The organism is Lentzea miocenica (assembly GCF_033949945.1).
Lineage (GTDB): Bacteria > Actinomycetota > Actinomycetes > Mycobacteriales > Pseudonocardiaceae > Lentzea > Lentzea miocenica.
In genome coordinates this window covers 46,647-73,170 of the sequence record NZ_JAXAVW010000021.1, presented here as the reverse complement: position 1 = coordinate 73,170, position 26,524 = coordinate 46,647, and the positions used below count along the sequence as shown (strand labels likewise).

The 26,524-nt window shown below is 67.5% G+C and carries 31 protein-coding genes; 13 read left to right on the top strand and 18 right to left on the bottom strand.

Translation table 11 applies throughout. From position 1 onward, the window contains the following. Positions 1 to 4: 4 nt before the first annotated feature. From SK803_RS25205 to aroA, 5 genes are read right to left on the bottom strand one after another with little or no spacing between them, the layout of a single operon-like run. The gene (locus tag SK803_RS25205) at positions 5 to 538 is read right to left on the bottom strand and encodes a hypothetical protein (RefSeq protein WP_319968560.1); all 534 of its coding nucleotides are present in this window, start codon (positions 536 to 538) and stop codon (positions 5 to 7) included. Then, complete coding sequence (locus SK803_RS25200; protein WP_319968559.1) at positions 535 to 1,005, bottom strand: hypothetical protein; 471 nt, start codon at positions 1,003 to 1,005, stop codon at positions 535 to 537. The genes SK803_RS25205 and SK803_RS25200 overlap by 4 nt, the downstream gene beginning before the upstream one ends. Continuing rightward, positions 1,002 to 1,598, bottom strand: coding sequence for a hypothetical protein (locus SK803_RS25195; protein WP_319968558.1), 597 nt, complete (start codon positions 1,596 to 1,598; stop codon positions 1,002 to 1,004). Before SK803_RS25195 ends, SK803_RS25200 begins: the two co-directional genes overlap by 4 nt. Positions 1,599 to 1,626: 28 nt before the next feature. Next, positions 1,627 to 2,625 carry a ribosome small subunit-dependent GTPase A gene (rsgA, locus tag SK803_RS25190; RefSeq protein ID WP_319968557.1) on the bottom strand — a complete coding sequence of 333 codons (999 nt, stop codon included), beginning with the start codon at positions 2,623 to 2,625 and terminating at the stop codon, positions 1,627 to 1,629. 3 nt (positions 2,626 to 2,628) lie between these two features. Next, entirely contained in the window at positions 2,629 to 3,894 is a 1,266-nt protein-coding gene (aroA, locus tag SK803_RS25185; protein WP_319968556.1) for a 3-phosphoshikimate 1-carboxyvinyltransferase, read from the bottom strand. Positions 3,895 to 4,076: 182 nt separating this feature from the next. Here aroA and SK803_RS25180 point away from each other — a divergent pair, with 182 nt between their 5' ends. The 4 genes from SK803_RS25180 (at position 4,077) to SK803_RS25165 (ending at position 6,560) form a co-directional block, all read left to right on the top strand. Then, positions 4,077 to 4,805: an SOS response-associated peptidase gene (locus tag SK803_RS25180; protein WP_319968555.1), complete on the top strand. Its 729-nt coding sequence runs from the start codon at positions 4,077 to 4,079 to the stop codon at positions 4,803 to 4,805. Next, on the top strand, positions 4,802 to 5,413 hold the full coding sequence (locus tag SK803_RS25175; protein ID WP_319968554.1) for an alpha/beta hydrolase family protein: 612 nt from the start codon (positions 4,802 to 4,804) through the stop codon (positions 5,411 to 5,413). Before SK803_RS25180 ends, SK803_RS25175 begins: the two co-directional genes overlap by 4 nt. A gap of 11 nt (positions 5,414 to 5,424) precedes the next feature. Next, positions 5,425 to 5,967, top strand: coding sequence for a DinB family protein (locus SK803_RS25170; protein ID WP_319968553.1), 543 nt, complete (start codon positions 5,425 to 5,427; stop codon positions 5,965 to 5,967). Positions 5,968 to 6,065: 98 nt separating this feature from the next. Further along, positions 6,066 to 6,560 carry a hypothetical protein gene (locus SK803_RS25165; RefSeq protein ID WP_319968552.1) on the top strand — a complete coding sequence of 165 codons (495 nt, stop codon included), beginning with the start codon at positions 6,066 to 6,068 and terminating at the stop codon, positions 6,558 to 6,560. Here SK803_RS25165 and ybaK read toward each other — a convergent pair. Beyond that, a complete protein-coding gene (gene ybaK / locus SK803_RS25160; protein WP_319968551.1) occupies positions 6,557 to 7,033 on the bottom strand; it encodes a Cys-tRNA(Pro) deacylase in 477 nt (158 codons plus the stop codon). The two genes, SK803_RS25165 and ybaK, sit on opposite strands and share 4 nt — an antisense overlap. 50 nt (positions 7,034 to 7,083) lie before the next feature. Here ybaK and SK803_RS25155 point away from each other — a divergent pair, with 50 nt between their 5' ends. Further along, a complete protein-coding gene (locus SK803_RS25155) occupies positions 7,084 to 7,758 on the top strand; it encodes a sigma-70 family RNA polymerase sigma factor (RefSeq protein ID WP_319968550.1) in 675 nt (224 codons plus the stop codon). Beyond that, a complete protein-coding gene (rsrA, locus tag SK803_RS25150) occupies positions 7,755 to 8,015 on the top strand; it encodes a mycothiol system anti-sigma-R factor (RefSeq protein WP_189154252.1) in 261 nt (86 codons plus the stop codon). The genes SK803_RS25155 and rsrA overlap by 4 nt, the downstream gene beginning before the upstream one ends. A 66-nt stretch (positions 8,016 to 8,081) precedes the next feature. Here the strand turns inward: rsrA and SK803_RS46570 are convergent, their stop codons facing one another. Then, on the bottom strand, positions 8,082 to 8,156 hold the full coding sequence (locus SK803_RS46570; RefSeq protein WP_406601578.1) for a 50S ribosomal protein bL37: 75 nt from the start codon (positions 8,154 to 8,156) through the stop codon (positions 8,082 to 8,084). 55 nt (positions 8,157 to 8,211) lie between these two features. Here SK803_RS46570 and SK803_RS25145 point away from each other — a divergent pair, with 55 nt between their 5' ends. After that, positions 8,212 to 9,690: a sensor histidine kinase gene (locus tag SK803_RS25145; RefSeq protein ID WP_319968662.1), complete on the top strand. Its 1,479-nt coding sequence runs from the start codon at positions 8,212 to 8,214 to the stop codon at positions 9,688 to 9,690. Between the two features lie 139 nt (positions 9,691 to 9,829). Here the strand turns inward: SK803_RS25145 and SK803_RS25140 are convergent, their stop codons facing one another. Further along, entirely contained in the window at positions 9,830 to 10,084 is a 255-nt protein-coding gene (locus SK803_RS25140; protein ID WP_015104912.1) for a WhiB family transcriptional regulator, read from the bottom strand. Between the two features lie 244 nt (positions 10,085 to 10,328). Further along, on the bottom strand, positions 10,329 to 11,270 hold the full coding sequence (locus SK803_RS25135; protein ID WP_319968549.1) for a diacylglycerol/lipid kinase family protein: 942 nt from the start codon (positions 11,268 to 11,270) through the stop codon (positions 10,329 to 10,331). 250 nt (positions 11,271 to 11,520) lie between these two features. Here SK803_RS25135 and SK803_RS25130 point away from each other — a divergent pair, with 250 nt between their 5' ends. The 3 genes from SK803_RS25130 (at position 11,521) to SK803_RS25120 (ending at position 13,721) form a co-directional block, all read left to right on the top strand. Next, entirely contained in the window at positions 11,521 to 11,955 is a 435-nt protein-coding gene (locus SK803_RS25130) for a hypothetical protein (protein WP_319968548.1), read from the top strand. Positions 11,956 to 12,037: 82 nt separating this feature from the next. Continuing rightward, positions 12,038 to 12,748, top strand: a complete 711-nt coding sequence (locus SK803_RS25125) for a S1 family peptidase (protein ID WP_319968547.1) — start codon at positions 12,038 to 12,040, stop codon at positions 12,746 to 12,748. A 124-nt stretch (positions 12,749 to 12,872) separates the two neighbouring features. Further along, positions 12,873 to 13,721, top strand: coding sequence for an SAM-dependent methyltransferase (locus tag SK803_RS25120; RefSeq protein ID WP_319968546.1), 849 nt, complete (start codon positions 12,873 to 12,875; stop codon positions 13,719 to 13,721). On the opposite strand, the gene SK803_RS25115 is transcribed toward SK803_RS25120, so the two are convergent. Beyond that, the gene (locus SK803_RS25115) at positions 13,718 to 15,190 is read right to left on the bottom strand and encodes a glycoside hydrolase family 28 protein (protein ID WP_319968545.1); all 1,473 of its coding nucleotides are present in this window, start codon (positions 15,188 to 15,190) and stop codon (positions 13,718 to 13,720) included. The genes SK803_RS25120 and SK803_RS25115 overlap by 4 nt on opposite strands. Before the next feature lie 161 nt (positions 15,191 to 15,351). Between SK803_RS25115 and SK803_RS25110 the strand changes: the two genes are divergently transcribed. Then, positions 15,352 to 15,900, top strand: coding sequence for a hypothetical protein (locus SK803_RS25110; RefSeq protein ID WP_319968544.1), 549 nt, complete (start codon positions 15,352 to 15,354; stop codon positions 15,898 to 15,900). Positions 15,901 to 15,966: 66 nt separating this feature from the next. Here the strand turns inward: SK803_RS25110 and SK803_RS25105 are convergent, their stop codons facing one another. From SK803_RS25105 to SK803_RS25095, 3 genes are all read right to left on the bottom strand, one after another. Beyond that, positions 15,967 to 16,383 carry a DUF5684 domain-containing protein gene (locus SK803_RS25105; protein WP_319968543.1) on the bottom strand — a complete coding sequence of 139 codons (417 nt, stop codon included), beginning with the start codon at positions 16,381 to 16,383 and terminating at the stop codon, positions 15,967 to 15,969. 126 nt (positions 16,384 to 16,509) lie between these two features. Then, on the bottom strand, positions 16,510 to 16,983 hold the full coding sequence (locus SK803_RS25100) for a GNAT family N-acetyltransferase (protein WP_319968542.1): 474 nt from the start codon (positions 16,981 to 16,983) through the stop codon (positions 16,510 to 16,512). Beyond that, entirely contained in the window at positions 16,983 to 17,579 is a 597-nt protein-coding gene (locus SK803_RS25095) for a histidine phosphatase family protein (RefSeq protein WP_319968541.1), read from the bottom strand. Before SK803_RS25095 ends, SK803_RS25100 begins: the two co-directional genes overlap by 1 nt. Positions 17,580 to 17,647: 68 nt before the next feature. Between SK803_RS25095 and SK803_RS25090 the strand changes: the two genes are divergently transcribed. Further along, positions 17,648 to 17,809, top strand: a complete 162-nt coding sequence (locus SK803_RS25090) for a hypothetical protein (RefSeq protein ID WP_319968540.1) — start codon at positions 17,648 to 17,650, stop codon at positions 17,807 to 17,809. Position 17,810: 1 nt separating this feature from the next. Here SK803_RS25090 and SK803_RS25085 read toward each other — a convergent pair whose 3' ends face one another. Further along, a complete protein-coding gene (locus tag SK803_RS25085) occupies positions 17,811 to 18,266 on the bottom strand; it encodes a hypothetical protein (protein WP_319968539.1) in 456 nt (151 codons plus the stop codon). Positions 18,267 to 18,486: 220 nt separating this feature from the next. Between SK803_RS25085 and SK803_RS25080 the strand changes: the two genes are divergently transcribed. Further along, positions 18,487 to 21,135 carry an alpha/beta hydrolase family protein gene (locus SK803_RS25080; RefSeq protein WP_319968538.1) on the top strand — a complete coding sequence of 883 codons (2,649 nt, stop codon included), beginning with the start codon at positions 18,487 to 18,489 and terminating at the stop codon, positions 21,133 to 21,135. 37 nt (positions 21,136 to 21,172) lie between these two features. Here SK803_RS25080 and fxsT read toward each other — a convergent pair whose 3' ends face one another. The 4 genes from fxsT to SK803_RS25060 form a co-directional block, all read right to left on the bottom strand. Further along, positions 21,173 to 23,509 carry an FxSxx-COOH system tetratricopeptide repeat protein gene (gene fxsT, locus SK803_RS25075; protein WP_319968537.1) on the bottom strand — a complete coding sequence of 779 codons (2,337 nt, stop codon included), beginning with the start codon at positions 23,507 to 23,509 and terminating at the stop codon, positions 21,173 to 21,175. A gap of 195 nt (positions 23,510 to 23,704) precedes the next feature. After that, positions 23,705 to 24,853: a tyrosine-type recombinase/integrase gene (locus SK803_RS25070; RefSeq protein ID WP_319968536.1), complete on the bottom strand. Its 1,149-nt coding sequence runs from the start codon at positions 24,851 to 24,853 to the stop codon at positions 23,705 to 23,707. A gap of 113 nt (positions 24,854 to 24,966) precedes the next feature. Beyond that, positions 24,967 to 25,149 (bottom strand): helix-turn-helix transcriptional regulator, encoded by a 183-nt coding sequence (locus SK803_RS25065; protein WP_319968535.1) that lies wholly within the window; start codon positions 25,147 to 25,149, stop codon positions 24,967 to 24,969. Continuing rightward, positions 25,146 to 26,477 carry a replication initiator gene (locus SK803_RS25060; protein WP_319968534.1) on the bottom strand — a complete coding sequence of 444 codons (1,332 nt, stop codon included), beginning with the start codon at positions 26,475 to 26,477 and terminating at the stop codon, positions 25,146 to 25,148. The genes SK803_RS25065 and SK803_RS25060 overlap by 4 nt, the downstream gene beginning before the upstream one ends. Positions 26,478 to 26,524: the final 47 nt, after the last annotated feature.

The following is a 26,524-nucleotide window of genomic DNA, read 5'->3' as shown; positions in this document are numbered from 1 at the left end:
CCCGTCAGGACGTGACAAGCACTCGCTTGAACGCCGATTTCGCGTAGCCCTGGGAGAGCGAGGCGACCTGGTCGGGGTTGCCGTTCCGCAGGTGGGCGATGACCTTGAACGACTCGGTCGCGTTGACCGCCACGAGCGTCGTGCACTCCACGACGCCGGATCCGGTGACGCACGAGGACGCCGCGGAATGGCCGTCGCCGACGAGCATCTCCATGGTGTCGGCCGGCCGCACGTAGGCGTCCGCGAACACCACCAGGACGATCAGGTCCGTCTCGGCACCGGACCCCTCCCGGAACACGCAGGACCGAGGCATGTTCGGATACGGCTGCGGCGTGTCGCTCAGCGGCGTGTCGAAGTCCGCGGCGGTGAGCAGCAGGCACGGGTCGGCGGGGAGCTTGCGCGGCGTGTCGATGCGCGGCGACGTCGTGGCGACCGTCGTCGTTGTCGTCGGCGTCCTGCTCACCGTGTCGGGAGGCGTGGCCACGGGCGTGGCCGTGCAGCCGGCCACGAGCAGCAGGAGCAGCAGGTGGCGCTTCACTTCGGCAACCTTTCCAGGGCCTTCAGCGCCAGCTCCTGGGTGAGCTGGCCGATGAAGTTGAGATCGTGGTGCCGCCGGACGACCTTGATCGTGATCAGCTGCCCTTCCCGCACCTCGACGACGCCCTCGCAGGTCACCAGCCCCGACGCGTCCGCGCACCTGCGCGTCATCGGGCGGTCGCCGATCACGGCGCCGTAGCCGCCGTTCGTCATGAGCCGGTCCGACTCCTCGGCGAACGGCTTGAGGAGCAGGTTCACGTCGACCTGCGTGGCGCTGGAGGTCCACGCGCAGTCGCGCTTGGTCTTCCCGATGGTGGTTTGCGTGGACCGGTCCTCCGCCTCGAACACCTCATCCCCGCGCAGCAGCGTGCACGCGTCGGTGTTCTCGAACTTCGGCGGCTCGGGGGCAGGTGGTGTGGTCGCGCAGGCCGTCAGGGCGAGGAGCAGCACAGGGACAAGTCGGATCACGAGAACAACCTTTGCACCACGGCGACGGATCGTGTGCGGGCGACCATCCCGATGTCGTAGTTGGGCGGGGTCCGCGACGCGTGCATCACCAGCACGCGATCGGGCGCCAGCTCGGTCACGACGACGCCCGTGCTGGTCGGCGGGTCGTCAGAGCTTTCGAACTGAACACCCCACCACGCCTGGTGGCCCTCGACCTTCAGCTCGGACCCCTCTCGTCCCACGCGCGCTTTCGCCTCCTCCAGCGACTCGTTCTCGATGCTCATCCAGACGGTCTGGGCCTCGATCGCCCACCGGCAGGACAACGGGCTTGAGAGCGGTTCCGGTGCCTTGGTGAGCGGCTTCGCGAAGTCCGACGCGACGAGCAGCGTGCAGGCGTCGACCGCCGCGAGGTCGCGCAACTTCGGCGCGGCCGAGGTCGGTGCGGGCGCGGCAGACGGCGTCGGGGTGCACGCCGCCACCGTCATGAGCGTGAGAGCGATCCAGAGGTGTTTCACGAGGCCTTCTCCGTGCTGGCCGACTTCAGGAACCACTGGCTGCCGTCGGTCCGCGGCGCTTCGCAGGCGCAGCACGACGATCCCCAGAAGTCTGTTCACGCGGAGAGTGTGACTGATCGGCGCGAACTCATTCCGGGTGTTCGTCCAAACCGGCCTTGGACGCCAGCAGCCGCCGCAACGACGTGAGCCGGCCCGGCGCGTCCGGCACCAGTTCGCCCAGAATGCAGCCGGGGTCCTCGGGCGCGCCGAGGTGGCCGCAGCCGGGCGGGCACTCCTCGGCGGCCTCGGCGAAGTCCGGGAACGCCTTCACGATGTCGTCCGGCGTGATGTGCGCGAGGCCGAACGAGCGGATGCCCGGCGTGTCCACGACCCAGCCGCCCTCCGGCAGGCGCAGCGCCACGGCCTGGGTCGAGGTGTGGCGGCCCTTGCCGACGCCGGACACCACGCCCACCGCGCGGTTCGCGTCCGGCACCAGTTTGTTGACGAGAGTGGACTTGCCGACGCCGGAGTGGCCGATGAGGCACGACACCGTGTCCGTCAGCCGGGCGCGCAGGGCGGCGGGTTCCTCGTCGAAACGCGTCACGATCACCGGCACGTCGAGTTCGGTGTAGAGCGCCAGCAGCGAGTCCGCGGACGCGAGGTCCGACTTCGTGAGGCACAGCACCGGTTCCAGGCCGCCGGCGTACGCGGCGACCAGGCAGCGGTCGATGAAACCCGTGCGTGGTGGTGGATCCAGCAGTGCCACCACCATGATGAGCTGGGAGGCGTTCGCGACGACGACGCGTTCGAACGGGTCGGTGTCGTCCGCGGTCCGGCGCAGCACCGAGGTCCGTTCCTCGACGCGCACGATGCGGGCCAGCGTGTCCGGCTGGCCCGACGTGTCACCCACGATCCCGACCTGGTCGCCCACCACCACGGGCGTGCGGCCCAGTTCGCGCGCGCGCATCGCCGTGACGACGGCACCGGACTCCATCGCGCACGTCCAGCGGCCCCGGTCCACGCCGATCACCATCGCGGTCTCGGCGTCGGCGTGTTCCGGCCGCCTCTTGCTGCGCGGCCGCGTCCCCTTGCCGGGGCGCACGCGCACGTCGGATTCGTCGAGCTTGCGCCAGTCCTGCTTGCTCACTGTCTACGCGCCCCCGCCGAGCATGGTGTTCCACATCCCGGGGAAGTCGGGGATCGTCTTCGTCGTCGACCCGATGTCGTCCACCGACACGCCCGGCACCACCAGCCCGATGATCGCGCCCGCGGTCGCCATCCGGTGGTCGGCGTAGGCCTTCCAGACACCGCCGGTGAGCGGCCGCGGCTCGATGATCAGGCCGTCCTCGGTCTCGGAGGCGTTGCCGCCCAACCCGTTGATCTCGTTGACCAGAGCGGCGATGCGGTCGGTTTCGTGGCCGCGGATGTGCGCGACGCCGCGGATGACGGTGCGTCCCTCGGCCAGTGAGGCCAACGCGGCCACCGTCGGCGTCAGCTCGCTCTCGTCGCGCAGGTCGATGTCCAGACCGGACAGCTTCGCCGGGCCGCGCACGGTCAGACCGCGCTCCGACACCTCGACCGTGCATCCCATGCGCTCCAGGATGCCGCGCACCGCGTCACCGGGCTGGGTGGTCGTGGCGGGCCAGTGCGGAATCGTCACCTCGCCACCGGTCACCGCGGCCGCCGCCAGGAACACCGTGGCGTTCGACAGGTCCGGCTCCACGTGCCAGGTGCGGCCGGTGATCTGGCCCGGCTCGACGTGCCACACGTTCGCGTCGGTCTCCACCCGGACACCGACCGACCGCAGCGTCTGGACCGTCATGTCGATGTGCGGCAACGAAGGCACGGGCTTGCCGTCATGCCGCACCGTCACGCCCTTGTCGTACCGCGCGGCGGACAGCAGCAGCCCCGACACGAACTGCGACGAGCCCGACGCGTCGATCGTCACCTCTCCACCGGGCAGCGATCCCGTGCCGCGCAACGTGAACGGCAGCGAGTCGCCCTCGATGTCCGCGCCCAGCGAACGCAACGCACCCAGCACGGTGCTCATCGGTCGCGTGCGGGCGTGCGGGTCGCCGTCGAACCGGATCTCGCCTTCGGCCAGCGCGGCGGCGGGCGGCAGGAACCGCATGACCGTGCCCGCGAGACCGCAATCGACGTCGGCCGGCCCGCGCAGCAGACCGGGCAGGACGTCCCAGCCGCCGTCCTCGCGATCGGTGAAACCGACGCCGAGGGAGGACAGCGCGGCGGCCATCAGCACCGTGTCGCGGCTGCGCAACGGCGCGTGCACCGTGGAGGGTCCGTCGGCCAGTGCCGCGAGGACCAGAACGCGGTTCGTGATCGACTTCGAGCCGGGCACCGGCACGGTCGACTGGACTGGACCGGGTGCGCTGGGGGCTGACCAGTGCTGAGTCATGCCTGAATGATCCCGCATGGCCGGTGGTGTGGTGACCACCAGCCTTCACCGCGGCTTGCGGCGCCCAGCAGGCAACCGTCTGGACGACGCAAGCCGGGGCAAAGGCTGGCGGTCACCACACCAGGGTGGCTCGCACAGGTGTTCCCGACGTGCGACGATGACGACTTCGGAGGTGATCGGTTTTGTGTGGTAGGTACGCCTCCACCAAGGACCCGGCGCTGCTGGCGGCCGAGTTCGACGCGGTGGACGGGACCGGCGACGAGGCGCCGGGTGCGGACTACAACATCGCTCCCACCAAGCACGTCATGGCGGTGGTCGAGCGCAAACCTGAGGACGAGGACCTGGAGCGCAGCATCCGGGTCATGCGCTGGGGCCTGGTCCCGCACTGGGCCAAGGACCTCTCCGGAGCGGCCAAGATGATCAACGCCCGCGCCGAGAGCGTGCTGACCAAGCCCGCCTACAAGCAGTCCGCGATCAAACGGCGCTGCATCCTGCCCGCCGAGGGCTGGTACGAATGGCAGCCCGGCGAAGGGCGCAAACAGCCGTACTTCATCACCCTCGGCGATGGCGCTTCGCTGGCGATGGCCGGCATCTGGTCCGTGTGGTGGAAGGACGACGTCCCCACCGTCACGTGCGCGGTGCTCACCACGGACGCCATCGGCGCGATGACCGAGGTGCACCACCGCATGCCGTTGCTGCTGCCTCAGGACCGCTGGTCGGCGTGGCTCGACCCGACGTCGCTGGACCCGTCCGAACTCCTGGCGCCGGACCCCTCGATCGTCGACGCGCTCGAACTGCGCCCGGTGTCGACGGACGTGAACAGCGTGAAGAACAACAAGGCCTCCCTGATGGACCGCGTCTCGCTCGCCGAAGACGAGAAGCCCTCACCCACCTTGTTCGAGCTGTCGTGACAACGCTGTTGGTGGACACGCCGCACGGCCCCGCGCGGGCCTCGCTGCACTGTGCCCACGAACCGCGTGCAGCTCTGCTTCTGGGCCACGGCGCCGGTGGCGGCGTGGAGGCCCCGGATCTGGTCGCCGCGTGCCACGCCGCCAACAAGGTGGGCGTGCACGTGGCCCTGATCGAACAGCCCTACCGCGTCGCCGGCCGCCGTGCCCCCGCGCCCGCCAACCAGCTCGACACCGCCTGGCTGTCGGTGGTCGGCGACCTGGGCGAGCGCTGGTTCGACGGCCTGCCCCTGGTGTTCGGGGGCCGGTCGTCCGGTGCCCGCGTGGCCTGCCGCACCTCGGTCGAGGGCCAGGCCGTCGCGGTGCTGTGCCTGGCGTTCCCCGTGCACCCGCCGGGCAGGCCGGAGAAGTCGCGCATGGCCGAGCTGGACGGCGTCGAGGTCGCGACCCTGGTCGTGCAGGGCGAGAACGACCCGTTCGGCCAGCCCGAACTGGCCCCGCACCGCGAGGTCGTGCTGCTCAAGGGCGACCACTCGCTGAAGGCGTCCGTGGACGACGTGGGCAGGTTCGTCGGAGAATGGCTGGACCGGGTTCTGCGTCCGCTCGACTAACGTTCTGGCGCATGACGGTCTTCGATGAGCAGGGCAGGCCAGAGCCACCGATGGGCGGCGACGAGCTCGCCACCCTGAAGGGCTTCCTGGAGTTCCACCGAGCCACCCTCGCGTGGAAGATCGACGGCCTGACCGAGGAGCAGTTCAACGCGACTACCGCGAAGTCCACGATGACCCTCGGCGGCATGCTCAAGCACCTCTCCTACGTGGAGGAGCAGTGGTTCCGCGTCGTCCTGCACGACCGTGAGCCGCTGGAACCGTGGGCGAGCGTCGACTGGAAGGCCGACAACGACTGGGACTGGAACTCGGCCGCCCGCGACACCCCGGAGCAGCTGCTTGCGCTGTGGCGGCGTGCTGTCGACGGCGCGCGGAAAGACCTCGGCGAGGCGCTCAGGCGCGGCGACCTGAGTCAACCGGCGAAGCGCGCGCCGTGGCGGGACGGCCGCGTCCCGAACCTGCGCTGGATCCTGACCCACATGATCGAGGAGTACGCGCGGCACAACGGCCACGCCGACCTGATCCGCGAGGCGATCGACGGCGCAGTCGGCGAGTAGTCGAAACGTTTCACCGTTTCGGTGCAACCGAGTTCGGATCACGGGCGTCACCCGGATACAGGGGATGTACCGATCGAGACGCATTCGGGGAGACACACGTGAACACGTTCGGCAGGACCGCAGTCGCGCTGACCGGTGCAGCTCTTGTGGCCGTCGCGGGAAGCGGCGCGGCCAACGCCCAGTCCGAGACGCAGTGGTGCACCGGCGGTGACCTGGTGATCAGCGCCCACCGCATGAACAAACCGTCGGCGAACGCAACGGCGCACTGGATGAGGTTCGCTCCCGCCGAGGGTGCCTCCTGCAAGATCGGCGGCAGCCTCAGCAACGTGCGCTTCCTCGACGCCGGGGGCCGGGACATGAACATCCCGCTGGCAGGCGGCCAGACCGGGCACTACGTCGAGGTACCGGTCGGCGGGATCCACGAGGCCGCCGTCTACGTGGGTTCGCAGATCCAAGGTCCGACCGTGACGCCGGCCTACATGCTGTTCAACCTGCCCGGCCAGGGCAGCCTGGGCGATCTGGTGCTTGTCGCGTGGCCGTCCAGCATCGGCACGATCGTCCGGGTGGGAGACGTGATGGAACCGGTCGGCTAAGCGCTGATCGGCGCGACCACCGCGTTGGTGAGTCGCACCAGGTCGGCAGGCGTGATCTCGACTTCGAGCCCACGCCTGCCGGCACTGCAGAACACCGTCTCGAACTCCGAAGCCGACGAGTCGATGACGACTGGCAGCCGCTTCTTCTGCCCCAACGGGGAAATACCCCCGGCGACATAACCCGTCGCGCGCTCGGCGTCGGCGACGACGGCCATCTTGGCCTTCTTGCCCTTCAGCGCGGCCGCCAGAGCCTTGAGATCGAGCTGGACGGTCACCGGCACGACGCCGACCGCGAGTTTGCCGTCCACCTCGGCCACGAGCGTCTTGAAGACACGGCCCGGCACCAGCCCGAGCGCCTCGGCCGCCTCCAGGCCGTAGGACTCGTGGCGGGGGTCGTGCTCGTACGAGTGCAAGGTGTGCGCCACCCGCTGCTTGTCCAGCAGCGCTGTGGCGGGCGTCCCACGTCCGGCCATGCGGAATTACTACCAGCACGTCCGTTGTTACTCAGGACGTGGTGACGAACATGCTCGAGCGGCCCCGCGTATTGTCGGTCCCGACCCAGAACCAGTGGGAAGGGAGCGCGGTGCCCGCCACCGGCACGACGGAGACGACGGCGGAGCGAGCCGCGCGTTTCGAGCGCGACGCTATGCCCATGCTCGACCAGCTGTACTCGGCTGCCCTGCGCATGACGCGCAATCCGGCGGACGCCGAGGACCTGGTGCAGGAAACGTTCCTCAAGGCCTACTCGGCGTTCGCGTCCTTCTCGGAGGGCACGAACCTCAAGGCGTGGCTGTACCGGATCCTGACGAACACCTACATCAACGGCTACCGCAAGAAGCAGCGCCAGCCGATTCAGCAGCCGACCGACGAGATCACGGACTGGCAGCTGGCGCAGGCGGAGAGCCACACCTCGTCCGGGCTGCGCAGCGCCGAGGTCGAGGCACTCGACAACCTGCCCGACAGCGACGTCAAGGAAGCATTGCAGCGGTTGCCGGAGGAGTTCCGGATCGCGGTCTACCTCGCCGATGTCGAAGGCTTCGCGTACAAGGAGATCGCTGACATCATGGGCACCCCGATCGGCACGGTGATGTCCCGGTTGCACCGGGGCCGTCGCCAGCTCCGCGACATGCTGGCGGACGTCGCCCGCGACCGCGGTTTCCTCCGTAGCGGCAACGGCAGCAACGGAGACGCGTCATGAACTGCGGCGAACCCCACGACACCGACTGCTCAGAGGTGCTGTCCGAGGTCTGGCTGTTCCTGGACCAGGAATGTGACCAGGGTCGCCGTGCGGCGCTGCAGACGCACCTCGACGAGTGCCATCCGTGCCTGGAGCAGTTCGGGCTGGAGGAGCACCTCAAGGCGCTGCTCGCCCGCAAGTGTGGCGGAGACTACGCACCCGCCGACCTGAAGGCGCGCATCCGGGCCACGATCGTGGAGATTCGCACCGAGGACTGAGATCCTCACCCCTGAACGACAAAAAGGCCTGGTCACCGTGATGGTGTCCAGGCCTTTTCGCAGCACTTAGGCGTTGGGGCGGTTGCCTCGGTTGGCGCCGCCCTTTTTGCGGTCGCGGCGCTTGCGAGCACGCTTCGACATCTGTGTCTCCTAGGATCAGAACTTGCTTCACCCACCAGTTTGACATGGAGGAGTTCTGAGCACGCTCACGGACCTGCTGGCCGAGCACACCAAGCTCTCCGGCGCCGCCGCCGACCACCTCCAACTGGTCGTCGCGGAGTGGCAACTCCTCTCCGACCTCTCGTTCGCGGACTTCAACATGTGGGTGCCGCTGGACGACAACAAGTTCCTCTGCGTCGCACAGGCCCGGCCCACCACGGCACCGACGGCTCACCCGGAGGACGTGGTCGGCAGCGAGGTGGACACCGAGGAACATCCGCAGCTGCGCCGGGCCATCGACGAGTCGCGGATCTGCCGCGAGGAGGACCCGCGCTGGCACCTGGGCGTGCCGGTGCGGCGGGAGACCATCCCGGTCAAGCTGGGCACCCAGGTCATCGCGGTGCTGAGCCGCAGCACGAACCTGGCCGTGCCGCGGGTGCCCTCGCCGTTGGAGATCTCGTACCTCGGCAGTGCGGCCGACCTGTGCCAGATGATCGCGGACGGCACGTTCCCCGCGCCCGAACCGTCCCCGGACGTGCACACCAGCCCGCGCGTCGGCGACGGCCTGATCAGGCTCGATCCGTCCGGTGCGGTGGTGTTCGCGTCGCCGAACGCCCTGTCCGCCTACCACCGCATGGGGCACGCGTCCGATCTCGTCGGCGTGCACCTCGCACCGCTCACGCGCAGCCTCATCGGAGACCCGTTCGACGCCACCGAGGTCGCGCAGCGCATCCGGCAGGCCCTGGACGGGCAGCCGTCGATGCGCATGGAGGCGGAATCACGGCGCGGCGCCGCGGTGCTGTTCCGCGCGTTGCCCCTTCGGCCACGTGGCCAGGCGGCTGGCGCGATCGTGTTGTGCCGCGACGTCACCGAAGTGCGCCGGCGTGACCGTGCGTTGATGTCCAAGGACGCCACGATCCGCGAGATCCACCACCGGGTGAAGAACAACCTGCAGACCGTCGCGGCGCTGCTGAGGTTGCAAAGCCGCAGGTTGAGCAACCCGGAGGCGAAGGAGGCACTCGCCGAGTCGGTCCGCCGTGTGACGTCCATCGCACTGGTTCACGAGACGCTGTCGATGTCCGTCGACGAGCGGGTCGACCTCGACGACGTGGTCGACAAGGTGATCCCGATGATGGGCGACGTGGCGGTCACCGAGACCCAGGTCAGCGTGCGTCGCGAGGGTGGTTTCGGGATCGTGCCCGCCGAGATCGCCACCCCGCTGGTGATGGTGCTGACCGAGCTCGTGCAGAACGCCTTCGAGCACGCTTATGCCCCTGGCCAGCGCGGAGAGGTCGTCGTGCATTCGGAGCGATCCGCCAAATGGCTCGACGTGACGATCACCGACGACGGAAAGGGGCTTCCGCCCGGTTTCTCCCTGGAGCGCACGGATCGTCTCGGTCTGCAGATCGTTCGGACCCTTGTTGATTCCGAATTGAGAGGCTCGTTGAGCTTGCGGCGACGGCCCCGAGGCGGTACAGAGGCGGTCCTGCGCGTGCCGCTCAGAGGGCGGCGCTAAACTAACGCCGTGCACACGTGACGGCCAGCCTCAGCGGCTCTCACGTGGTCATGCGGGAGGGTGTGCAAACAAAGAAGCCCGACACCTGGCACGGTGTCGGGCTTCTTCTTTATTGCTTGGTTCGCGGCTAACTGCCTGGTCAGGCGTTGCTGCGGGCCCGCGTGCGGGCGTTGCGGCGCTTGAGAGCGCGGCGCTCGTCTTCGCTCATCCCGCCCCAGACGCCGGCGTCCTGGCCGCTCTCGAGAGCCCACGCGAGGCAGTCGGAGACGACGGGACAACGACGGCAGACGGTCTTCGCCTCGGCGATCTGAAGCAGCGCGGGACCACTGTTCCCAACGGGGAAGAACAGCTCGGGGTCCTCGTCGCGGCAGATCGCGCGGTGGCGCCAGTCCATTGGAACTACTCCTCAGCTAGGCGCGCACAAGGGCACGCCGGTTGTCAGCGGTCGTTTTGGGGTGCTTGTGAATGCTTTCACGAACGGCTGGGATGTCAAGGGGTTAGCACTGACCCGGTGAGTGAACTCACCCAAAAGATCGACAGCGTTCACCTGGGGTTTAACGCTCTGCTGTCACTCGACTGCAGTACATCCCGGGTGGGTACCGAGACGGTCACGAACCGATCACGGACTGTCAAGTTGCTTATACGGCAACAGTCAACGCGTCGGGGACTGCCCGGAACTCCACCGCAGTCGTCATGCCGAGGAAATCTCCGTCGACCTGGAGGTTGGCGGGCTCCTCGCACTTCACTCTGACATAACCCACGTCATCACGCCGAACGAGATTCCCGCCCTTCGGATTCCCCGTCGAGAGGACCTGGGCGATGTAGCGCCCGACGGTGGGTACCCGCAGGGTCTTCAGCGCACTCATGCCCAGGCCGCCGTCGAACGACGTGCTGGGGTTGAGCTGGATCGCCCTGTCACCGAAGTACGTCCACGGGTCGGTGTTCGACACGAACACCATGCCGACGTCGTTGAACGGCGCCTCTCCCGGAATCTCGACCGTGAAGTGCTGCGGCTTGCGCACGTTCTGCGCATAGGCCTTCAGTGCCACCGACAGGTAGAGGGCGGGACTCGCGTTGCGGCCCTTGGCGCGTTTCTTCTCCACACCCGCGACGACGTCGGCGTCCAGGCCCATGCCCGCGTTGAAGGTGAACCAGCGGCCGGAGCCGCCCTCGACGACGTCCGCGAAGACCTGGCCGAGCCCGATCCGGCGCCTGGTGCTGTGCTCGATGGCCTGAAGCAGGACGTGCGTGGCCTCGACCGGGTCTCGGGGGATGCCGAGCGCGCCCGCGAAGACGTTCGCCGAACCGCCCGGCACGACGCCGAGCATCGGCTTGTTGGGACGGGGGCCGCCACGCAGGATGCCGTTCACGACCTCGTTGACCGTGCCGTCGCCGCCGTGGGCGATGACCAGGTCGAACCCGTCCTCGGCCGCCTTGCTCGCAGCGTCCGCCGCGTGGCCGCGGTAGGAGGTCTCGATGACCTCGAGCTTCACGTCGCTGGCGAGCGCGTGCGCCAACACGTCACGGCCCGCCGGCGTCGTTGTAGTCGCCTGCGGGTTCACCACGAGAAGAGCGCGCACTACTTGAGAGTAAGACAGTGCGTGACCGTCAGCCGCGCGCATGTCCTCCCTCAGGGTGGCTCCAGCCTCACGAAAGTGGCGCAAATCTCCCTTCCGTCACTACGGCGTTCCACCTCGCAGCCGAGTGCACCCCGGACGACCGCCGGCTCGCTGAAGGCCCCTTGATCTTCCCGCGTCAGGCGTGCCGAGTGAGCCCTCCAACCGGGTGGCCTACGATCCGTGACCAGTACAGAACGTGAGGAACGGTCCCGTGATCAGTAAAAACCCGGCGCCGCCGCGCTCGGTGCGCATCGCCGCGGTGCTCACCTTTCTGCAGGGTCTGGGCGGCATCGCGCTGGCCGTCGCCCTCGCCGTCCGCGTGATCGGGGGAGCGACCCCTGCCGGTCCGATCCTCGGCGCCGCCGGCGTGCTGGTGATCTGGTTCGGCGGGGCGATCATCGCGTCGGTCCTGTTGTTCCGCGGCGAGCACGGCGCCCGCACGCCCGTGATCGTCACGCAGCTGCTGCTGCTCGGTTGTGCCTGGTACGCGTACGGGCCGTCGGAACAGCAGCTGCTGGGTTCGCTGGGCGGCATCTACTGCGTCGTCGTGCTCGTGTTCCTGTTCACCAACGACGGCCGCCGCTGGGCGTTGGGCTACGACACCCCGGACTCGGCTGATGTGAACGAAGGTGACAAAGCCGACTAACGGAGGGTGGTCACGGTCACACGACCGGGTGAAGCTGTGCGTGGTTGCTTAACCACTCCCTGCACTCACGAGGTGACCAACCATGCGTGTTCTGACCGCGATCGCGGGCGCCTTCCTGGCGGCGCTCTCCGTCGCTCCCGTGACGGCTTCGGCAGCGCCCGAGGACCCGAACATGTCGCCGATGATCATCGGCGGCAGCTATGCGTCGAACTTCCCCTACGCGGCACGCCTGTTCTTCAACGGGCGGCAGAACTGCTCCGCCACGAAGATCGCACCTCAGTGGATCCTGACCGCTGAGCACTGCGTCTCGGGCAACGGCACGTACACGTTCCGCGCGGGCAGCTTGGATCAGACCTCCGGTGGCCAGCTGGTCACCGCGAACCAGATCATCAAGCACCCGTCGGCCGACCTCGCGCTCGCGCGGGTCAGCACGTCGATGTCCGCGCCGTTCGCCCCGCTCGGCTCGACGGTCTCGGTCGGCGAGACCGTGAAGATCTACGGCTGGGGCGCCACCTGCACCAACCAGCCGGAGATCAACTGCCAGTCCCGCTACCTGAAGGTCGCGGACACCCGCGTCACGACCACCAACGGTCGTGACTACCGCGGTGGCCAGGCCATCAGCGTGCGTCGGATCGACGGCATCGCCGCTGGCGGGGACTCCGGTGGCCCGATGTTCGCGGACGGCCGCCAGGTCGGCGTCGCGTCCACCTCGGACCGTTCGAGCGTCTCGAACTACACCAACATCAACAACACCAGCTACCGCAGCTGGATCCGCCAGTACACGGGCGTCTGATCTGACCGCACGCGGGGACCTTTCGTACCGTCTGAGGGTACGAAAGGTCCCCGCGTGCCATCTGCGAGTGTCACCCTGCGTGTTCACGAATGGTGGATGGACACGAACGGAGTAGCCAGTTACCGTGCTGCCAGCGTTCGCGCCGCTCGGGAGCAGCAGGGTGAGGTGCGCAGTGCAGGACGGCCCGAAGCGGGTGACCACGAATGGCGATTCCGAACGCCCAAATATGGCTCGCCTGTTCGACTACTACCTCGGCGGAGCGCACAACTTCGCGGTTGACCGCGCGTTGGCCGAGGAAAGCATCAAACGCTTCCCGGTAGCCGAAGTGGCTCGCACGATCAGGTCCTTCTCCCGTCGCGTGGTGCGGCTGTGCGTGGAGGAAATGGGCATTCGCCAGTTCCTCGACCTCGGCAGCGGCATTCCGACCGCGGGCAACGTGCACGAGGTCGCGCAGTCCATCGACCCGTCCTGCAACGTCGTCTACGTCGACCACGACCTGGTGGCCGTCGCCCACGCCCGCACGATGCTGCGCGACAACCTCAACGCCGCCATCGTGCAGTCCGACATCTGCGACGTCGGCGCCGTGCTGCGGCACCCGGAGACGCGCCGCCTCATCGACTTCACCCAGCCGACCGCCGTGCTGATGGTCGGCATCCTCCCGTACGTCATCGACGAGCCCGCGGGTGTGGTCGCGCGGTACAGCGCCGCGTTGTGCGAGGGCAGCGTATTGGCGTTGACACACCTGACGAAGGACGTCGAGCCCGGCCTGGTGGAGCAGCTGGTCGACCTCGCGGACGAGATGGAGTCCAAGCTCGTGCCGCGGTCCAAGCAGGACGTCGAGGAGTTCGTCTGCGGGCTCAAGCTGCTGGAGCCCGGCCTGGTGCTCGCCGCCCATTGGAGGGCGGACGGCGAGCTCCCGGGTGCTTCGGCCCTGGCCGACGCGTCGACCTACGGTGCGGTCGGCGTCATCTAGTTCGTCTTGGCCCGCAGAGCCTGACCGGTCGTCGTCGTGCTGTCCGTGACCGACGTTCCGCTGCTCTTGCGCCACTGCAGGTCGTTGGCACCTGTGCTGCGTTCCACCTTCACGCCGTTGAGCGAGATGTTCTGCACGCTGTCGGTGGTGAACGCCGGGCGGCCGTCGCTCTTGTCGAACTCGATGGTGCTGTTGAGGAACTTCACGTCGGTCGCGTTGCGGATCCAGAACCCGAACGCCGGCCGCACGCCGAAGATGCGCGGCGGGTACTCCCCGGAGACCTCCGGCGGGCTCTTCGAGGCGTCCGACTCCTTGTGGTTGCCCGGAACCGTGAGCTTGACGTTGTCGAACGTCAGGCCGGTGATCTTCGAGTCCGGCCGGCCGGAGATGGTCGACGCGTACTCCGGGTCGCCGGGGATGTCGCGCGGCGCGGTCAGGTTCGTGCCGGTGATGTTCCGGTAGGTGATGTTGCGGATCTTGCCGGTGGGCGGGCTGTTCGGGCAGCGGCCGCGCTTGCCGATGTGGATGAAGATCGGCGAGGCGGTCTTGGTCAGCTGGATGTTGTCGTAGACGACGTCCTCGATGACCGCGCCGTCCATCGACACCATGCCGAGGCCCGCCTTGGAGGCGCCGGTGACCTTGAGGTTGCGGAACTGGATGTTCTTGAAGCTGCCACAGGTCTCCGAGCCGAACTGGATGGCGTTGTTCTCCGTCGACTGGATGGTGGAGTCGCGAACCACGTTGTTCTCGCTCAGGAACGTCTTGCCCGTGGCGTAGTCGCTCTTGAAGGCCACCGCGTCGTCGCTCGCCACGATCGTGGAGTTCGACAGCTCGATGTTGGAGCTGTTGATGAAGTTGATGCCGTCGCGGTCGTCGGGGCTGTCGACGGTGATGCGGTCGAGCTTCATCCCGTTGCAGCCGTTGACGATGATGGCGAAGTGGCCGGCCTCCTTGAACGTCACGTCGGTGACGTTGACGTTCTTGCAGAACTTGAGCGACAGCATCTTGTCGCCCTTGCCTGCGGGGATGTTCTCGCCGGTCTCCAGCTTGTTGGCGCCGTCGATCACGCCCTTGCCGGTGAAGCTGATGTTCTCGACGTTCTCGCCCCACAGCAGCGCGTTGCGGAAGTGGCTGTGCCCGAAGTCCTGGTACTTGGAGTTCGGGTTGGACTCCGGTGCGTCGATGCCGCTGCCGGACGCCACGATCCGCGCGCCCTGCTGGATGTTGATGGTGACGTTGCTCTTGAGGTGGATCGAGCGGGACAGGTACGTGCCCGGCGGGATTTCGACGACGCCGTTCCCCGCCGCGGAAGCCGCGGTGATGGCCTTGTCGATGGCGACCGAGTCGATCGCCTTGCCGTCGCCCTTCGCGCCGTAGTCCTTGACGTTGAAGCTGGCCGCCTTCGCCACGCCCACCGGTGCCACGACCACCGCTAGTGCGACGAACGCGCCGGTAAGTCGACGCCTCATCGTTGAGAGGTCCTTCCTCGTCCTGCGTCGAGGGCGGCGGCAGCCCGGCGTCTGAAACGTTCTGAAAACGATTTCATTCCTGACCATAGTGAAGGCCGGGCTCGAAGTACAGGGGTTGTTCGTCCGGCTCGCGTGCTTGCGAACGCCGGTAGCTTGGGTTGGTGGAGTACGCGGCGCCTGGCGAGAGCTTCCGCCTTCCCGGCCTGCCGGACGTGTTCACCGAGTTCGGTCGTCCCGTTCTCGTGCTGGCACGACCTGAGGTGGGCTCGGTCTGCATGTTCGGCACCGGTGGCATCGACGGGTCGCCTTGGACGGTGGACGCCGACTACGTGGACCAGGCTGGATCCGGCGTGACTCATCTGGCGCTCGTGCGCACTCATCGCCCGGTGGAGTCGCGGGTTGTTGATCGTGATCCGCTCGGGTTGTTGCGCAGTGCGGTTTCTTCGTTCCTCACGAACGGCGTCGAGGCTGGTTCGCCCGAAGAACAGTGCCGAATTCTGGACGACGCTCATGCCGCGGCGGAGGCTGCTGTGGCGCGTCCGGCTGTAGTGCGGATCGACGGCGGGCCTGTCGGCTGTGTGGCGCTGGAGATCGGCAGCCGCCGAGGGTTCGTGGTCGAGCACGGGGACGTCGTCGTGACGGTGGTCCTGGCAGTGGCGCCGGCCGGTGACGTCGAGCTGGTCACGGTGCCTGTCACCGCTTCACGCTGAAGGCCGGGCTCGAAGTACAGGGGTGACTTCGTTGCCCGGCCTTCACGCGGTTCAGTTCAGGCTTGCTCAGCCCTGGTACGCGCCCTGCTGGCCCACCAGCGCGGCCGGGCCGCGGTACTGCGCGCCACCGAACGCGAGGATCGCGTAACCGATGATGCTGAACAGCCACAGGCCGACGACGCCGAAGACGGCGTCCTTCGCGAACGACTTGGCGACGTCGATCGAGACGATGAGCGCCATGACGATGTTCACGATCGGGATCAGGAACAGGATCAGCCACCAGCCCGGGCGACCCGCGACCTTGAGCCACACGTAGATGTTGTAGATCGGGATGATCGCCGCCCAGCCCGGCTGCCCGGCCTTGGTGAAGACCTTCCACATCACGACGATCGCGAAGACCAGGAAGGCCAGGTAGATGATCGTGCCGACGACGCCGATGCCGGTGGCGGCGGCGGGGTCAACGGTAGTCGGGTCAGTGCCCACGGTCTTTCCTTCTTTCCACGCTTGCTTTTTGCCGGGGGATCGGCGAGCGGGGACGCTGCCAGGACGGCGCACCCGTCCTGAGTGGAATTCCCGTTTCGTGAGCCTTTCGAGACCTTCCGTCAACCTTCAGAGTGAAGAGCCCAGCTTCTGCAGCGCCTCATCGGCCACTCGCATCACTGTCCACTCGTCCATAGGGACGGCACCGAGCTTCTTGTAGAAGCCGATGCTCGGCTCGTTCCAGTTGAGGACCCACCACTGGAACCTCGAGTAGCCCTTGGCGACGCACTCCTGTGCAAGTGTTTCGAGAAGCTGCCTGCCCAGGCCGTTGCCGCGCTGTTCCGGCGTGACGTAGAGGTCCTCGAGGTAGATGCCGTGCACGCCGTCCCACGTCGAGAAGTTGAGGAACCACAACGCGATCCCGACGACCTGACCGTCTACTTCGGCCACGTGCCCGAACAGCGCGGGACTCTCGTTGAACAGCGCGGTGTGCAACTGTTCCGCGGTGAGATGGCACTGCTCCGGCGCCCGTTCGTACAGAGCCAGCTCGTGCACCAGCTGCACGACCGCGTCGACGTCACGCGGTTCCACCCGCCGGATCATCACACCTCCCAGGCAGGCACGTTGAGCCTGCGCACCTGCGGGTCGCCCCGCTCGTCGCCCAGCTGGCAGATGCCGGCCGGGTCCAGTCCGAAGTGGACGCCCTGGTCAGGCGCCAGCCCCAGCCACGCCGCGATCAGCACGCGGCTGAAGTGCCCGTGCCCCACGAGCACCACGTCGCCGCCGGGCAGGATCTTGCGCACCTCGTCGAGCACCTTGCGCGCCCGCTCCTGCACCTCCCCGTGCGTCTCCCCGTTGGGCATCGGGTGCGACCACACCGTCCAGCCCGGCACGCGCTCGCGAATCTGCGGCGTGGTGATGCCCTCGTAGTCGCCGTAGTCCCACTCGCCGAGGTCCTCGGTGGTCGCGCTGACCTCCAGCCCGGCCAGCGCGGCCGTTCTGGTGGCGCGCTGCCGTGGACTGGTCAGCACAAGTGCCGGCGCCTGGTCCGTGCCTCGCAGCCGCGCGAGCGTGGCGCCCGCCCGGCGTGCCTGCTGCTCGCCCTCAGGCGTCAGCTCGATGTCAGTGCGTCCCGTGTGCCTGCCGCTCTCGGACCACTCGGTCTGGCCGTGACGCAGCAGGTAGAGGTGGGTGCTCACCTGTTCGATCCTAGGGAGTGACCGGCACCACGTTTGGGGGAGTCCACCTACGAGGTACCCCGCTCGCCATGACCGCCGAGCACCCCGACCACGGCGCCCCCGACGAAGTCGACGCCCAGGAGATCCGCGAGGCCTTCGGGGTCCGCGTAGCGCGCATCCGGGCGGAGCTGACCTCGACGTGGAACAAACTGCGCCAGAACGAACGCGGCACCGACACCAGAGGCCAGTGACTCAACGGTCGAACGGCTGCTCCGACGTCCGGTATCGCTCGCCCGCGCTGCCGGGCTTGATCAGCACCACGAAGTCCAGCCGCTCGCCCAACGCGTCCGCGTCGACCAGGTGCGTGGTCACGCTCCACCGGCCCGGCGGCAACGGCACCGCGAAACCTTCGTCGTCCTCGGCGTTTCCGGTGATGTGCTCGATTCCGCTCACCCGCACGTCGGTCTCGCTCACCAGCAGGTACGGCTCGGACCTGACGACGACGTGCTGCTGTTCGGCCTCGGTGAGCGCCGCCTCGTCGCCCCAACGCACGACGAACTCCCAGGCACCGTCCATGCCGGTGCTGAGCGGAACCATCGAGCCGATCTCGATGTGGCGCATGATGCCCGCGTTTTCGAGCAGTTCCTCGTCCCAGCTGTCGTAGTCGACGACGTGACTGAACGGCTTGCGGTGCCACAGCACCTGCATGCCAGCATCCGTCGCCACAAGACCCTGCGCCTGTCCCATGCACGTCCCCCGAGTTCGTCGTGCGCAGGTGAGGGAAATCCCCTTCCGTTGGACCGAATGGCCCAATACGCACGTCGGATTGTCGTTTTAATTGGCAGATTAACGGCGAGATGACGTGCCGCGTGCTGTGCGACGTGGATAGAACGGAGTGGCTCCATCCTTTTATGAGGGGGACCCACATATGCGCCGCACAGTTGCGCTTTTGCTACCACTTTTGCTGGCCGCGGTCATACCCGCGCTGCCGGCGTCGGCCGCGCCGGAACCGCCGTCGACACCGGGCTGGACCGTCGCCGGCGGTGAGATCCGGTGGACCGCTCCCACGCCGATGCCGGCTTCGGACGCGGGCGTGGAGTTCTGGGAGGGCGACAAGTTCCTCGGGATGGCCAGAGAGTCGGCCAACCTGCGCACGTTCACGTTGAACGCCCAGCTCAAGGACCGCGCCGCACTCCAGGTGCGTTCGGCCGGGCGGCGGTTGGACGTCACGGAGCCTTCCGCAGCCAGCTTCGGCGTGCCCGAACTGCCGGCGTTGCAGCCCGAGGCGGCGGTGGATCCCGGCAAGCCGGGGCCGTACGCCACGAGCACCGGGGCGTACACGCTCGACTCGATCAAGCTGCCGGAGTACGCGGCGCCGATCGAGATGGACGCCGTCGTCGTCGCGCCCAAGGGTGCGTCCGGCAAGCGGCCGCTGGTGTTGTTCCTGCACGGCAGGCACGCCACCTGCTACAGCAAGACGAACCCGAACCAGGTCACGCTGCAGTGGCCGTGCCCGGCCGGTCTGACCTCGATCCCGAGCCACCGCGGTTACCTGAAGGCGCAGCAGCTGCTGGCCTCGCAGGGATACCTGACGGTGTCGATCTCCGCGAACGGCATCAACGCCCAGGACGCGATGACCGCCGACGCGGGAGCGCAGGGACGTTCGTCGTTGGTGCGCCACCACCTGGCGAAGTGGGCCGACTGGTCGTCCGGCCGCGGCACGGCACCGGTCGAAGTGCGGGCCGACATGTCGAAGGTGTTGCTGGTAGGCCACTCCCGCGGCGGTGAGGGCGTCAACCGCGCCGCGACCGACAGCCTCACCCCGCCGCCCGGCGACACCGGCTTCTCCGGCCCGGTGCGCTGGAACATCCGCGGTGACGTGCTGATCGGCCCCACGATCTTCGGCCACAACCCGGCACCGGACGTCCCGTCGGTGACGTTCCTGCCCGGCTGCGACGGCGACGTCTCCGACCTGCAGGGCCAGATGTTCCTGGACCAGACGCGCGGCCTCAGCCGTGGCGCCGCACTGCACAGCGCCCTGTACGTGGTCGGCGCGAACCACAACTTCTTCAACAGCGAGTGGACCCCCGGCCAGGCCGAGGCGCCGGCGCAGGACGACTTCTGGCCGGGCCAGACGCCCGACCCGGTGTGCTCACCGGGCACGCCCACCCGCCTGACCGGCGACCAGCAGCAGACCATGGGCGCCACCTACATCGCGGCGTCCGCCCGCCTGTTCCTGGCCCGCGACTCCTCGGTGCTGCCACTGCTCGACGGCTCTGGCGTGCGCGCCCCGTCCGCCGACCCGGCCCGCGTCCTCTCGCACGCCATCGGTGGCGACCGCAAACCGTTCGTCGTGCCGGACGGTTCGACCACTGTTTCGGGTGCGGCCCGCGTTTGCCAGCAGACCTCGCGCGACCCGGCGATCGCGTGCGGCGGCTTCCGCTCGCCGCACTTCGTCGGTTTCCGCTTCGCCTCCTCACAGCCCGAACGCCTGTCGGTGGCGTTGAACTGGACCGCCGCGGGCCAGCCGGCCGAGGTGCGCCCCGCGGAACCGGTGTCGCTGCACGGATCTCGCGAACTCGCGCTGCGCCTGGCCGTTCCGGCGAACACGCCAGCCACTAGGTTCGGCGTCTCCGTGACCGACCAAAGTGGACAGAAGCACTCACTGGGTTCGGTGTCGGTCGCCGGCCTGCCCGGCACCGACCGCACGAGTTCGGCGTGGGCACAGGAAGTCCGCGTCCCGCTGCCCGCAGGCCTGGGTCGCGTGTCAGCTCTGGAACTCCTCCCCGAATCCGCATCGGGCCAGGCGTGGCTCATCGACGCCTACGGCTGGAACAAGGGCCTCGTCCCGGTCGTGCCGGCCCGCCTCGGTCGCGTCGACGCCACCACGACGGCCGTCGACGAGGGCAACGAGGGCACCCAGACCCACAACGTCGTCGTCACGGCGTCCGGCAACGGCACCCGCGTCTTCCGGCTCTTCTACAACACGCCGGACAACAGGCCGGCGACCAAGCTGGTCACGCTGAAGCCGGGCGAGCACCGGACCGAGGTTCCGGTGTCCTTCACCGGCAACACGAGGTGGAGCGCCGACACCCGTTATCCCGTTGCCGTGCAAGCACTCTCCAACGCCGTGGTCGGTGCCGCGTCCGGCGGCCTGCTGGTGCGCAACGACGACCCGGCACCCAAGGTGACCGTCACGCCTGTGGCCGACAGTGTGGCGGAAGGCGGTGTTTTGAAGTGGAAGCTGACGCTGTCCGAGGCCGCTGATGCCGGGGTCATCTTCGCGGCTCTGCCGATCGCTCCTGCTGCTGGGACGGAACTGTCCACAACGGACGTCGATGCCGAGTGGTTCTGGCAGAACTCCGGCGAGGAGGTGCTGCCGTCGCGGCCGCTGTCTTCGACGCAGATGTACCTGTGGGTTTACATCCCGCCTGGTCAGACTTCGCTGGAGGTGACTGTGCCCACCCTCGCTGATTCTGTTGCGGAGGGGGAGGAGCAGGTGCGGTTCCGGTTCGAGGGGCAGCAGCCGAGCGGGGTGGAGTTCGAGGTGACCGGCAAGGTGGCTGACGCCGCGTAGTTCTTCGGTCGCAAGTGAAACGGTGCCGCTTCCTGGTTCAGGGGGCGGCACCGTTCTTGATCCGCTGGGCTCGTTCGGCCAGGCTGCGAGCTTCGTCGTCCCTGCCCAGCTTCTGGAGAACGAGGCTGAGGAGAACGAGGCTTTCCGCCACCTCGGGGTGATCAGGTCCGTAGAGGTTCTCGCGGATGGTGAGGGCCCGTTCGAACAGACCCAGCGCGTCTTCGTCGCGGTCGATCGAAATGAGGTCGAGGCCGCGATTGTTGAGGGCGATGGCGACGAAAGGATGGTCGGTTCCGTAGACGGTTTCGTAGATGGTGAGGACTCGACCGAGCAAGCGTGTGCCCTCCTCCCGCCGACCCAGCCTGCTGAGGACGTTGCTGAGGTTGTTGAGGGACGTGGCGGTTTCCGGTGCGTCGGGCCCGTACACGGTCTCCAGGATGGAGAGGGCTCGTTTGTGCAGGCTCAAGGCCTCTTCGTGGTCGCCTTGATGGCTGAGCACGCGACCGATGTTGCTCAAGTTGAAGGCGAGATTCGGGTGGTCGTGCCCGTAGATCACCTCGTAGATGCCGAGAGCTCGCTTGAACAGCGGGAGGGCGTCGTCATAACAGCCGCGTTCAATGAGGAAGGCGCCGTAGTTGTACGCGGCGACGGCCACCTCTTCATGATCCGGTCCGAAGTTGGCTTCGAAGTGGGCCAAAGCGCGCTCGTGCATCACTTTGGCTTCGGAGTACCGGCCGGTGACCATCATGTACACCGCGGCGCGACTGATCAGCTGTGAGCTCTGGTGAGTGGGGTTGTTCTCCGCTTCGTCGGAAACCGCGAGGACATGAGGAAGCAGTTTCCGCCATCGTGGCCAGGTTTCCGGCGCGTCGACGACACTCGTCGGCAGGTCCGCCAACAGAAGTTGTTGCACACTTTCGCTCGAAGCCGGCTTGCTCGCTCCGTTGTCGCGTGCGCGCAGTGATTGCTGCAGGAGACGGTGGGCGATCGTCACCTCGGCCCCGGTGCGTCGCACGAAGAACCAGTCGGCCAGGGCGCCAACGGTTTCGGCCCAGCTCAGCCGGTCTCGAGCAGCGTCGGCCAGGGGCTGCGGAAGTTCATCGGGATGAGCGGCGAACAGATCGAGGGGCACGGGTTCAGGCGCCAGCCAGGCCAGCAGGTCCAGCAGCTGAAGTGCGGCCGGACTCTGCTCGCCGAGCCTCGCCCGGGACAGGTCCCACAGCGTGGTCAGCGTTGTCTCCTGCCGGTCCACCAACCGCCCGCGGTCGAGCACACGCGCGAACAACGCCACGTACTCGTCAACGGGCATCTCCGTGGTTTCCAGGAACGCTGATGCTTGTTCGATGGCCAGTGGCAGATCCCCCAGCAGTTCGGCCAGCCTTTCCACCTCGTCGGCCGAAATGGCCGGAAGCCGACGCCTCAACAGCTCGATGCTCTCCGGACGATCCAGGACGTCGATGTTCAGCACCTCGCCCAGCGCGGCGAACCCGTTGCGACGCGTGGTGATCACCACGCTTCCCGCCCCTGACGGCAGGTACGGCCGCAGTGCCGAAGGATCTTCCGCGTTGTCGAACACGAGCAGCCACCGTTGCCTGCTCCGCAGCGCGGCCAGGACCTGGGCGATCTTGGAGGGATCGATGTTCATGCCGAGGGCGGAACCCAGCATGCAGAGATGCTCGGGGATCAGTGCCACCTGCTCGGCCGGGATCCACCACACGACGTCGTAGTCGCTCGCGAATCGATGGGCGTACTCGATCGCCAGCTGCGTCTTGCCGACGCCGCCCATGCCGCGCAACGAATGCACCGCGACCGTCGTGTTCGATCTGATGGCCTTGCGCAGCAGGTCCAGCGACTCGACCCGGCCGGTGAAGTTCGGGTTGCGCTGCGGCGCGTTCCACACCGAAGGCAGCGCGCCGGGAAAGCTGGGCGCAGATCGGCCGGGAAAGCTCGGCTGGGCCGCAGGCTTCAACCGGCCGGCCCGCACGCCCTGAACCGCGCGAAGCAGGCGAGCGCGAGCGTCGCCCTCGCCGATCCCGAACAGGTCCTCTGAGACGATCGAGCCCAGCAGGCCGGGGCGGCCGCAGTCCTCGACACGCAGCACCAGCAGCTTCCGGTTGTCACCGGCCGGGTCGTCGCGCCAAGCAGCCTGCCACTCCACGGTCCCGTACACCGAGGAGAGATAGGCCGAGGACAGCACAGCGATCGTGCGCTCGGAGTCCTGCACGCCCTTGTGCATCACGTCGACCCAGTTGGTGCCAGGCACCATGTCCCACGCTTGTACGAGCGTCTCGTGGCCCTGTGCCTCCAACTCCCAGGCGATCCACTCGGCCCAGGCCTTGTCGGCGCCCGTGTAGGACACGAAGAAGTCAGCCACCCGGAATCCACCCCTCAAAGCGTGTGCATCAGGTCACATCGCACCGCGTCGACGAGGGGTTACGTCCCAAACGACGAACGGCGCCGCTCCCTGCCCAGAGAAGCGGCGCCGTTCAGAAGTCCGAAGAAGGGCTCAGTCCTACTTGGTCTCCCAGAAAATCTTGTTGATTTGTCCGGGAACATGCCCTGATCTGCGCTAACGGGTCTCGGCGGGGACTTGGGCCGTCTCCGGGCCGTCACTGTGGAGCTGGGCCAGGAACCCGTCGATCACGCCCTTGGTCCGCGGGATGTTCTCGGGGATGAGGTGCGTGTACGTCGCAAGGGTGAACGCGGGGTCCGCATGCCCGAGTAGTTCCGACACGGTTTTGATCGACTCGCCGCCGTCGAGCAGGACCGAGGCGTACAGGTGGCGCAGGTTGTGCATGCCGTTCTCGTATCGACCTGCGGGCACCTCAGCCACGACGAGCGCGGGCTTCCAGTAGTTCCGGTCGAAGTCGTTCGCCCGGATCGGGAGGCCCCTCATCGACGTCATGATCAGCTCGACTGTCACCAGGGGACCGTCTGGCGTCTCCCACGGCAGCGTGATCCGGACTGGCGGGAACTGCTCCATGTGCGCGTCGATCGACCGCTCGACGTGATCCGGCAGTGGAACAGTGCGAGTCTTCTTGTTCTTGGGCAACGCAAAGACGAGCGTGTTCCTCACGGTCTTGAGCTGCCGGACGATGCGCACCTCTCGCCCCTTGCGGTCGATGTCTTCCACCGCGACGCCGAAGCACTCACCCTGGCGCATGCCGAGCCCCGCACCGAGGTTCGTCCCGATTCGAAAGCGCTCGGGCAAGCCCCGTTGAACGGCCGAGACTCGCGAAGCCGGCCACGGCACGACCTTCTTCTTGGCCGGCTTGGGCTTCTTGACCGACTTGCCCTCACACGGGTTCTTGTCGATCACCTCGTCATCGACCGCAGCGTTCATGACCGCTGACAGGTTCATGAACAGTGTGTGCCGGTAACGGTCTGACAGCTTGTCCTTGCGGAGCTTGCTGTCCCAAGACCTCAGTGACGATGCGTTGATCTCATCGAGCGGCGTCTCACCGAGGTGCGGGAAGATGTGCTTCCCGAAACGCATCTCCAGGATCTCCCGCGAGGCTTCATCCATGTCGTGATCGGCGATGTAGTCCGACGCGAACGGCTTCAGGAGAGGCATCCCCTTGGACTTCTTGGAAGCTTGCGGAGACTCGTAGATCCCAAGCGTGATCTTCGCTTCGGTTGTGTTGATCCACTCCTGAGCGGCCTTGTCCTGACCGTCCGCGAAGCTCTCGGAGATCTCGCCGCCGTCAGGCCCGATCACCCGAGCCCGGTAGCGCTTCCCAACGCCGCATCGCGAAGTTGGTTGCTGAACAGTCTTCTTAGGGTTGCTCGGGTCCTTGACGGTGGTGAACCAGCGGTCCTGTACGTGGCCCATCACGCCACCTCCGCTGGTTGCGCCTGAAACCAGGCTCGAACCTCATCTGGGTCCCACCGGATGTGCTTACCGACTCGTCTTCCCTTGGGGCCGTACTTCTTGGTGCGCCATCCGTAGACAGTGGCAACCGTGACCTGGAGGTAGTTGGCTACTTCTGCGATGTCCCAAAGTTGTTGGCTCATGCTGCTGTTTCCCTTTCGTACTTGCGTAGGCGTTGAGCTCGGACCCGTTCGGCGATGCCGGCTGCGAGTTCGCGTTCCGCGTCGTTGTCGTAGCCGGACCCGGCGTACTGCCAGTCGTTGACGACGACCACGGCCGCGGGATCGAGTTCGAGGCGCTCGAACATTTCGAGCTTCCGGAACGTGCGGCGTTCCTCGCGGATGGCGCGGAACGTCGTCGAGTAGTGCTTGGACTTGGTGAGGAAGTGGCCGCGGAACCCGAGCATGTGTGCCCATTTGCGGAGGTTCAGTTCCTCGAAGTCGGCCAGGCCGCCGAGGTCCCACGCGGTCTGCACCATCCGCCGGTGGTGCTCGGAGATCTGGAGAATGTCGATGTCCAGCTGGGAGCGGATCGGCCGGTCCGCCGTGTCCTTCGCGCCCGTGCCCTTGGTGGCGTACTTGGCGACGTAGCCCGCCAACCGGGCCTCACTGATCTCGCCGGACTCGTTTTCTACTTGGGAGCCGCGGATTCCCTTGGTGTCGACCTGTTCGCCCCACAGCAGGCGCAGCGCCGAGCCGTCCGGCCGCGTGGTGTCGATCCGCACCGCCCGTGCAGCCGCCTTGATGCAGTCGCCGAGCAGTTCGGCCGTGGCCCACGTCGGGGTGGGGTCGTGAGGCCCGTCCGGTCCGTCGACACGAACGACGGCGTGGAAGTGGACGAGGCCGCGCCGCTGGTACTCGGCGACCTTCGCGTAGGAGAGCCGGGCGTGATCCTTGAACTCGGAGACCTTCAGGCCGGCCGCGCCAGCGAGCTTGCGGCGCAGGGCGATGGTGAACCGGTGCCACAGCTTGCCCGCGTGTGCCTGCCAGAGCACCGACCCCGTGTAGTCGTAGGTGCCGGGGTCGACGGCACCGCCGATGCGGGGATCGTCGCCGTGGTGCCATTCGCCGCAGCCCGTACAGGGCCGGACTTTGCCCGTCGTGGCAATCGGTCGGTTGTGGACCGGCCCGAACGACGGAGCGGTGAGCGTGGCGAACACTCGCGGCTTCTCGGAGACGTCCGCGGGAACGCCCTTGCTGCCACCAGCCAGCCCCGCGTGCATCAGGTGGTAGGCGTCGGCCGCGTACCGGTCGGAGCAGGCCGGGCAGACCGACTCGCGGCGGTTGCCGCACGGGACCATGACGTCCCCGCCGATGTGCTCGATCAGTCCGCCGTGGAGGTCTTGGAGCTGGAATGCGCCGGACAACCGGATGGGCGCGGCGCACCCGCCAATCGCGGTCACCCGGTCTCGCCATGCCCGGAAGTCGACCGCCTTGACTCGCGCGGTGATGCGGTCTTCCAGAGTGAGCACGGTGGCCCTCCTTTCGTTGCGGAAAAACAAAAGGCGGGGCATGACCG

What these genes read in the sequence shown, in the direction of transcription:
- aroA (WP_319968556.1), bottom strand. Translation starts at nt 3,894, where the DNA reads ATGACTCAGCACTGGTCAGCCCCCAGCGCACCCGGTCCAGTCCAGTCG.
- SK803_RS25170 (WP_319968553.1), top strand. Translation starts at nt 5,425, where the DNA reads ATGACGGTCTTCGATGAGCAGGGCAGGCCAGAGCCACCGATGGGCGGC.
- ybaK (WP_319968551.1), bottom strand. Translation starts at nt 7,033, where the DNA reads ATGGCCGGACGTGGGACGCCCGCCACAGCGCTGCTGGACAAGCAGCGG.
- SK803_RS25155 (WP_319968550.1), top strand. Translation starts at nt 7,084, where the DNA reads ATGCTCGAGCGGCCCCGCGTATTGTCGGTCCCGACCCAGAACCAGTGG.
- rsrA (WP_189154252.1), top strand. Translation starts at nt 7,755, where the DNA reads ATGAACTGCGGCGAACCCCACGACACCGACTGCTCAGAGGTGCTGTCC.
- SK803_RS25140 (WP_015104912.1), bottom strand. Translation starts at nt 10,084, where the DNA reads ATGGACTGGCGCCACCGCGCGATCTGCCGCGACGAGGACCCCGAGCTG.
- SK803_RS25125 (WP_319968547.1), top strand. Translation starts at nt 12,038, where the DNA reads ATGCGTGTTCTGACCGCGATCGCGGGCGCCTTCCTGGCGGCGCTCTCC.
- SK803_RS25115 (WP_319968545.1), bottom strand. Translation starts at nt 15,190, where the DNA reads ATGAGGCGTCGACTTACCGGCGCGTTCGTCGCACTAGCGGTGGTCGTG.
- SK803_RS25100 (WP_319968542.1), bottom strand. Translation starts at nt 16,983, where the DNA reads ATGATCCGGCGGGTGGAACCGCGTGACGTCGACGCGGTCGTGCAGCTG.
- SK803_RS25090 (WP_319968540.1), top strand. Translation starts at nt 17,648, where the DNA reads ATGACCGCCGAGCACCCCGACCACGGCGCCCCCGACGAAGTCGACGCC.
- SK803_RS25085 (WP_319968539.1), bottom strand. Translation starts at nt 18,266, where the DNA reads ATGCAGGTGCTGTGGCACCGCAAGCCGTTCAGTCACGTCGTCGACTAC.
- SK803_RS25080 (WP_319968538.1), top strand. Translation starts at nt 18,487, where the DNA reads ATGCGCCGCACAGTTGCGCTTTTGCTACCACTTTTGCTGGCCGCGGTC.
- SK803_RS25065 (WP_319968535.1), bottom strand. Translation starts at nt 25,149, where the DNA reads ATGAGCCAACAACTTTGGGACATCGCAGAAGTAGCCAACTACCTCCAG.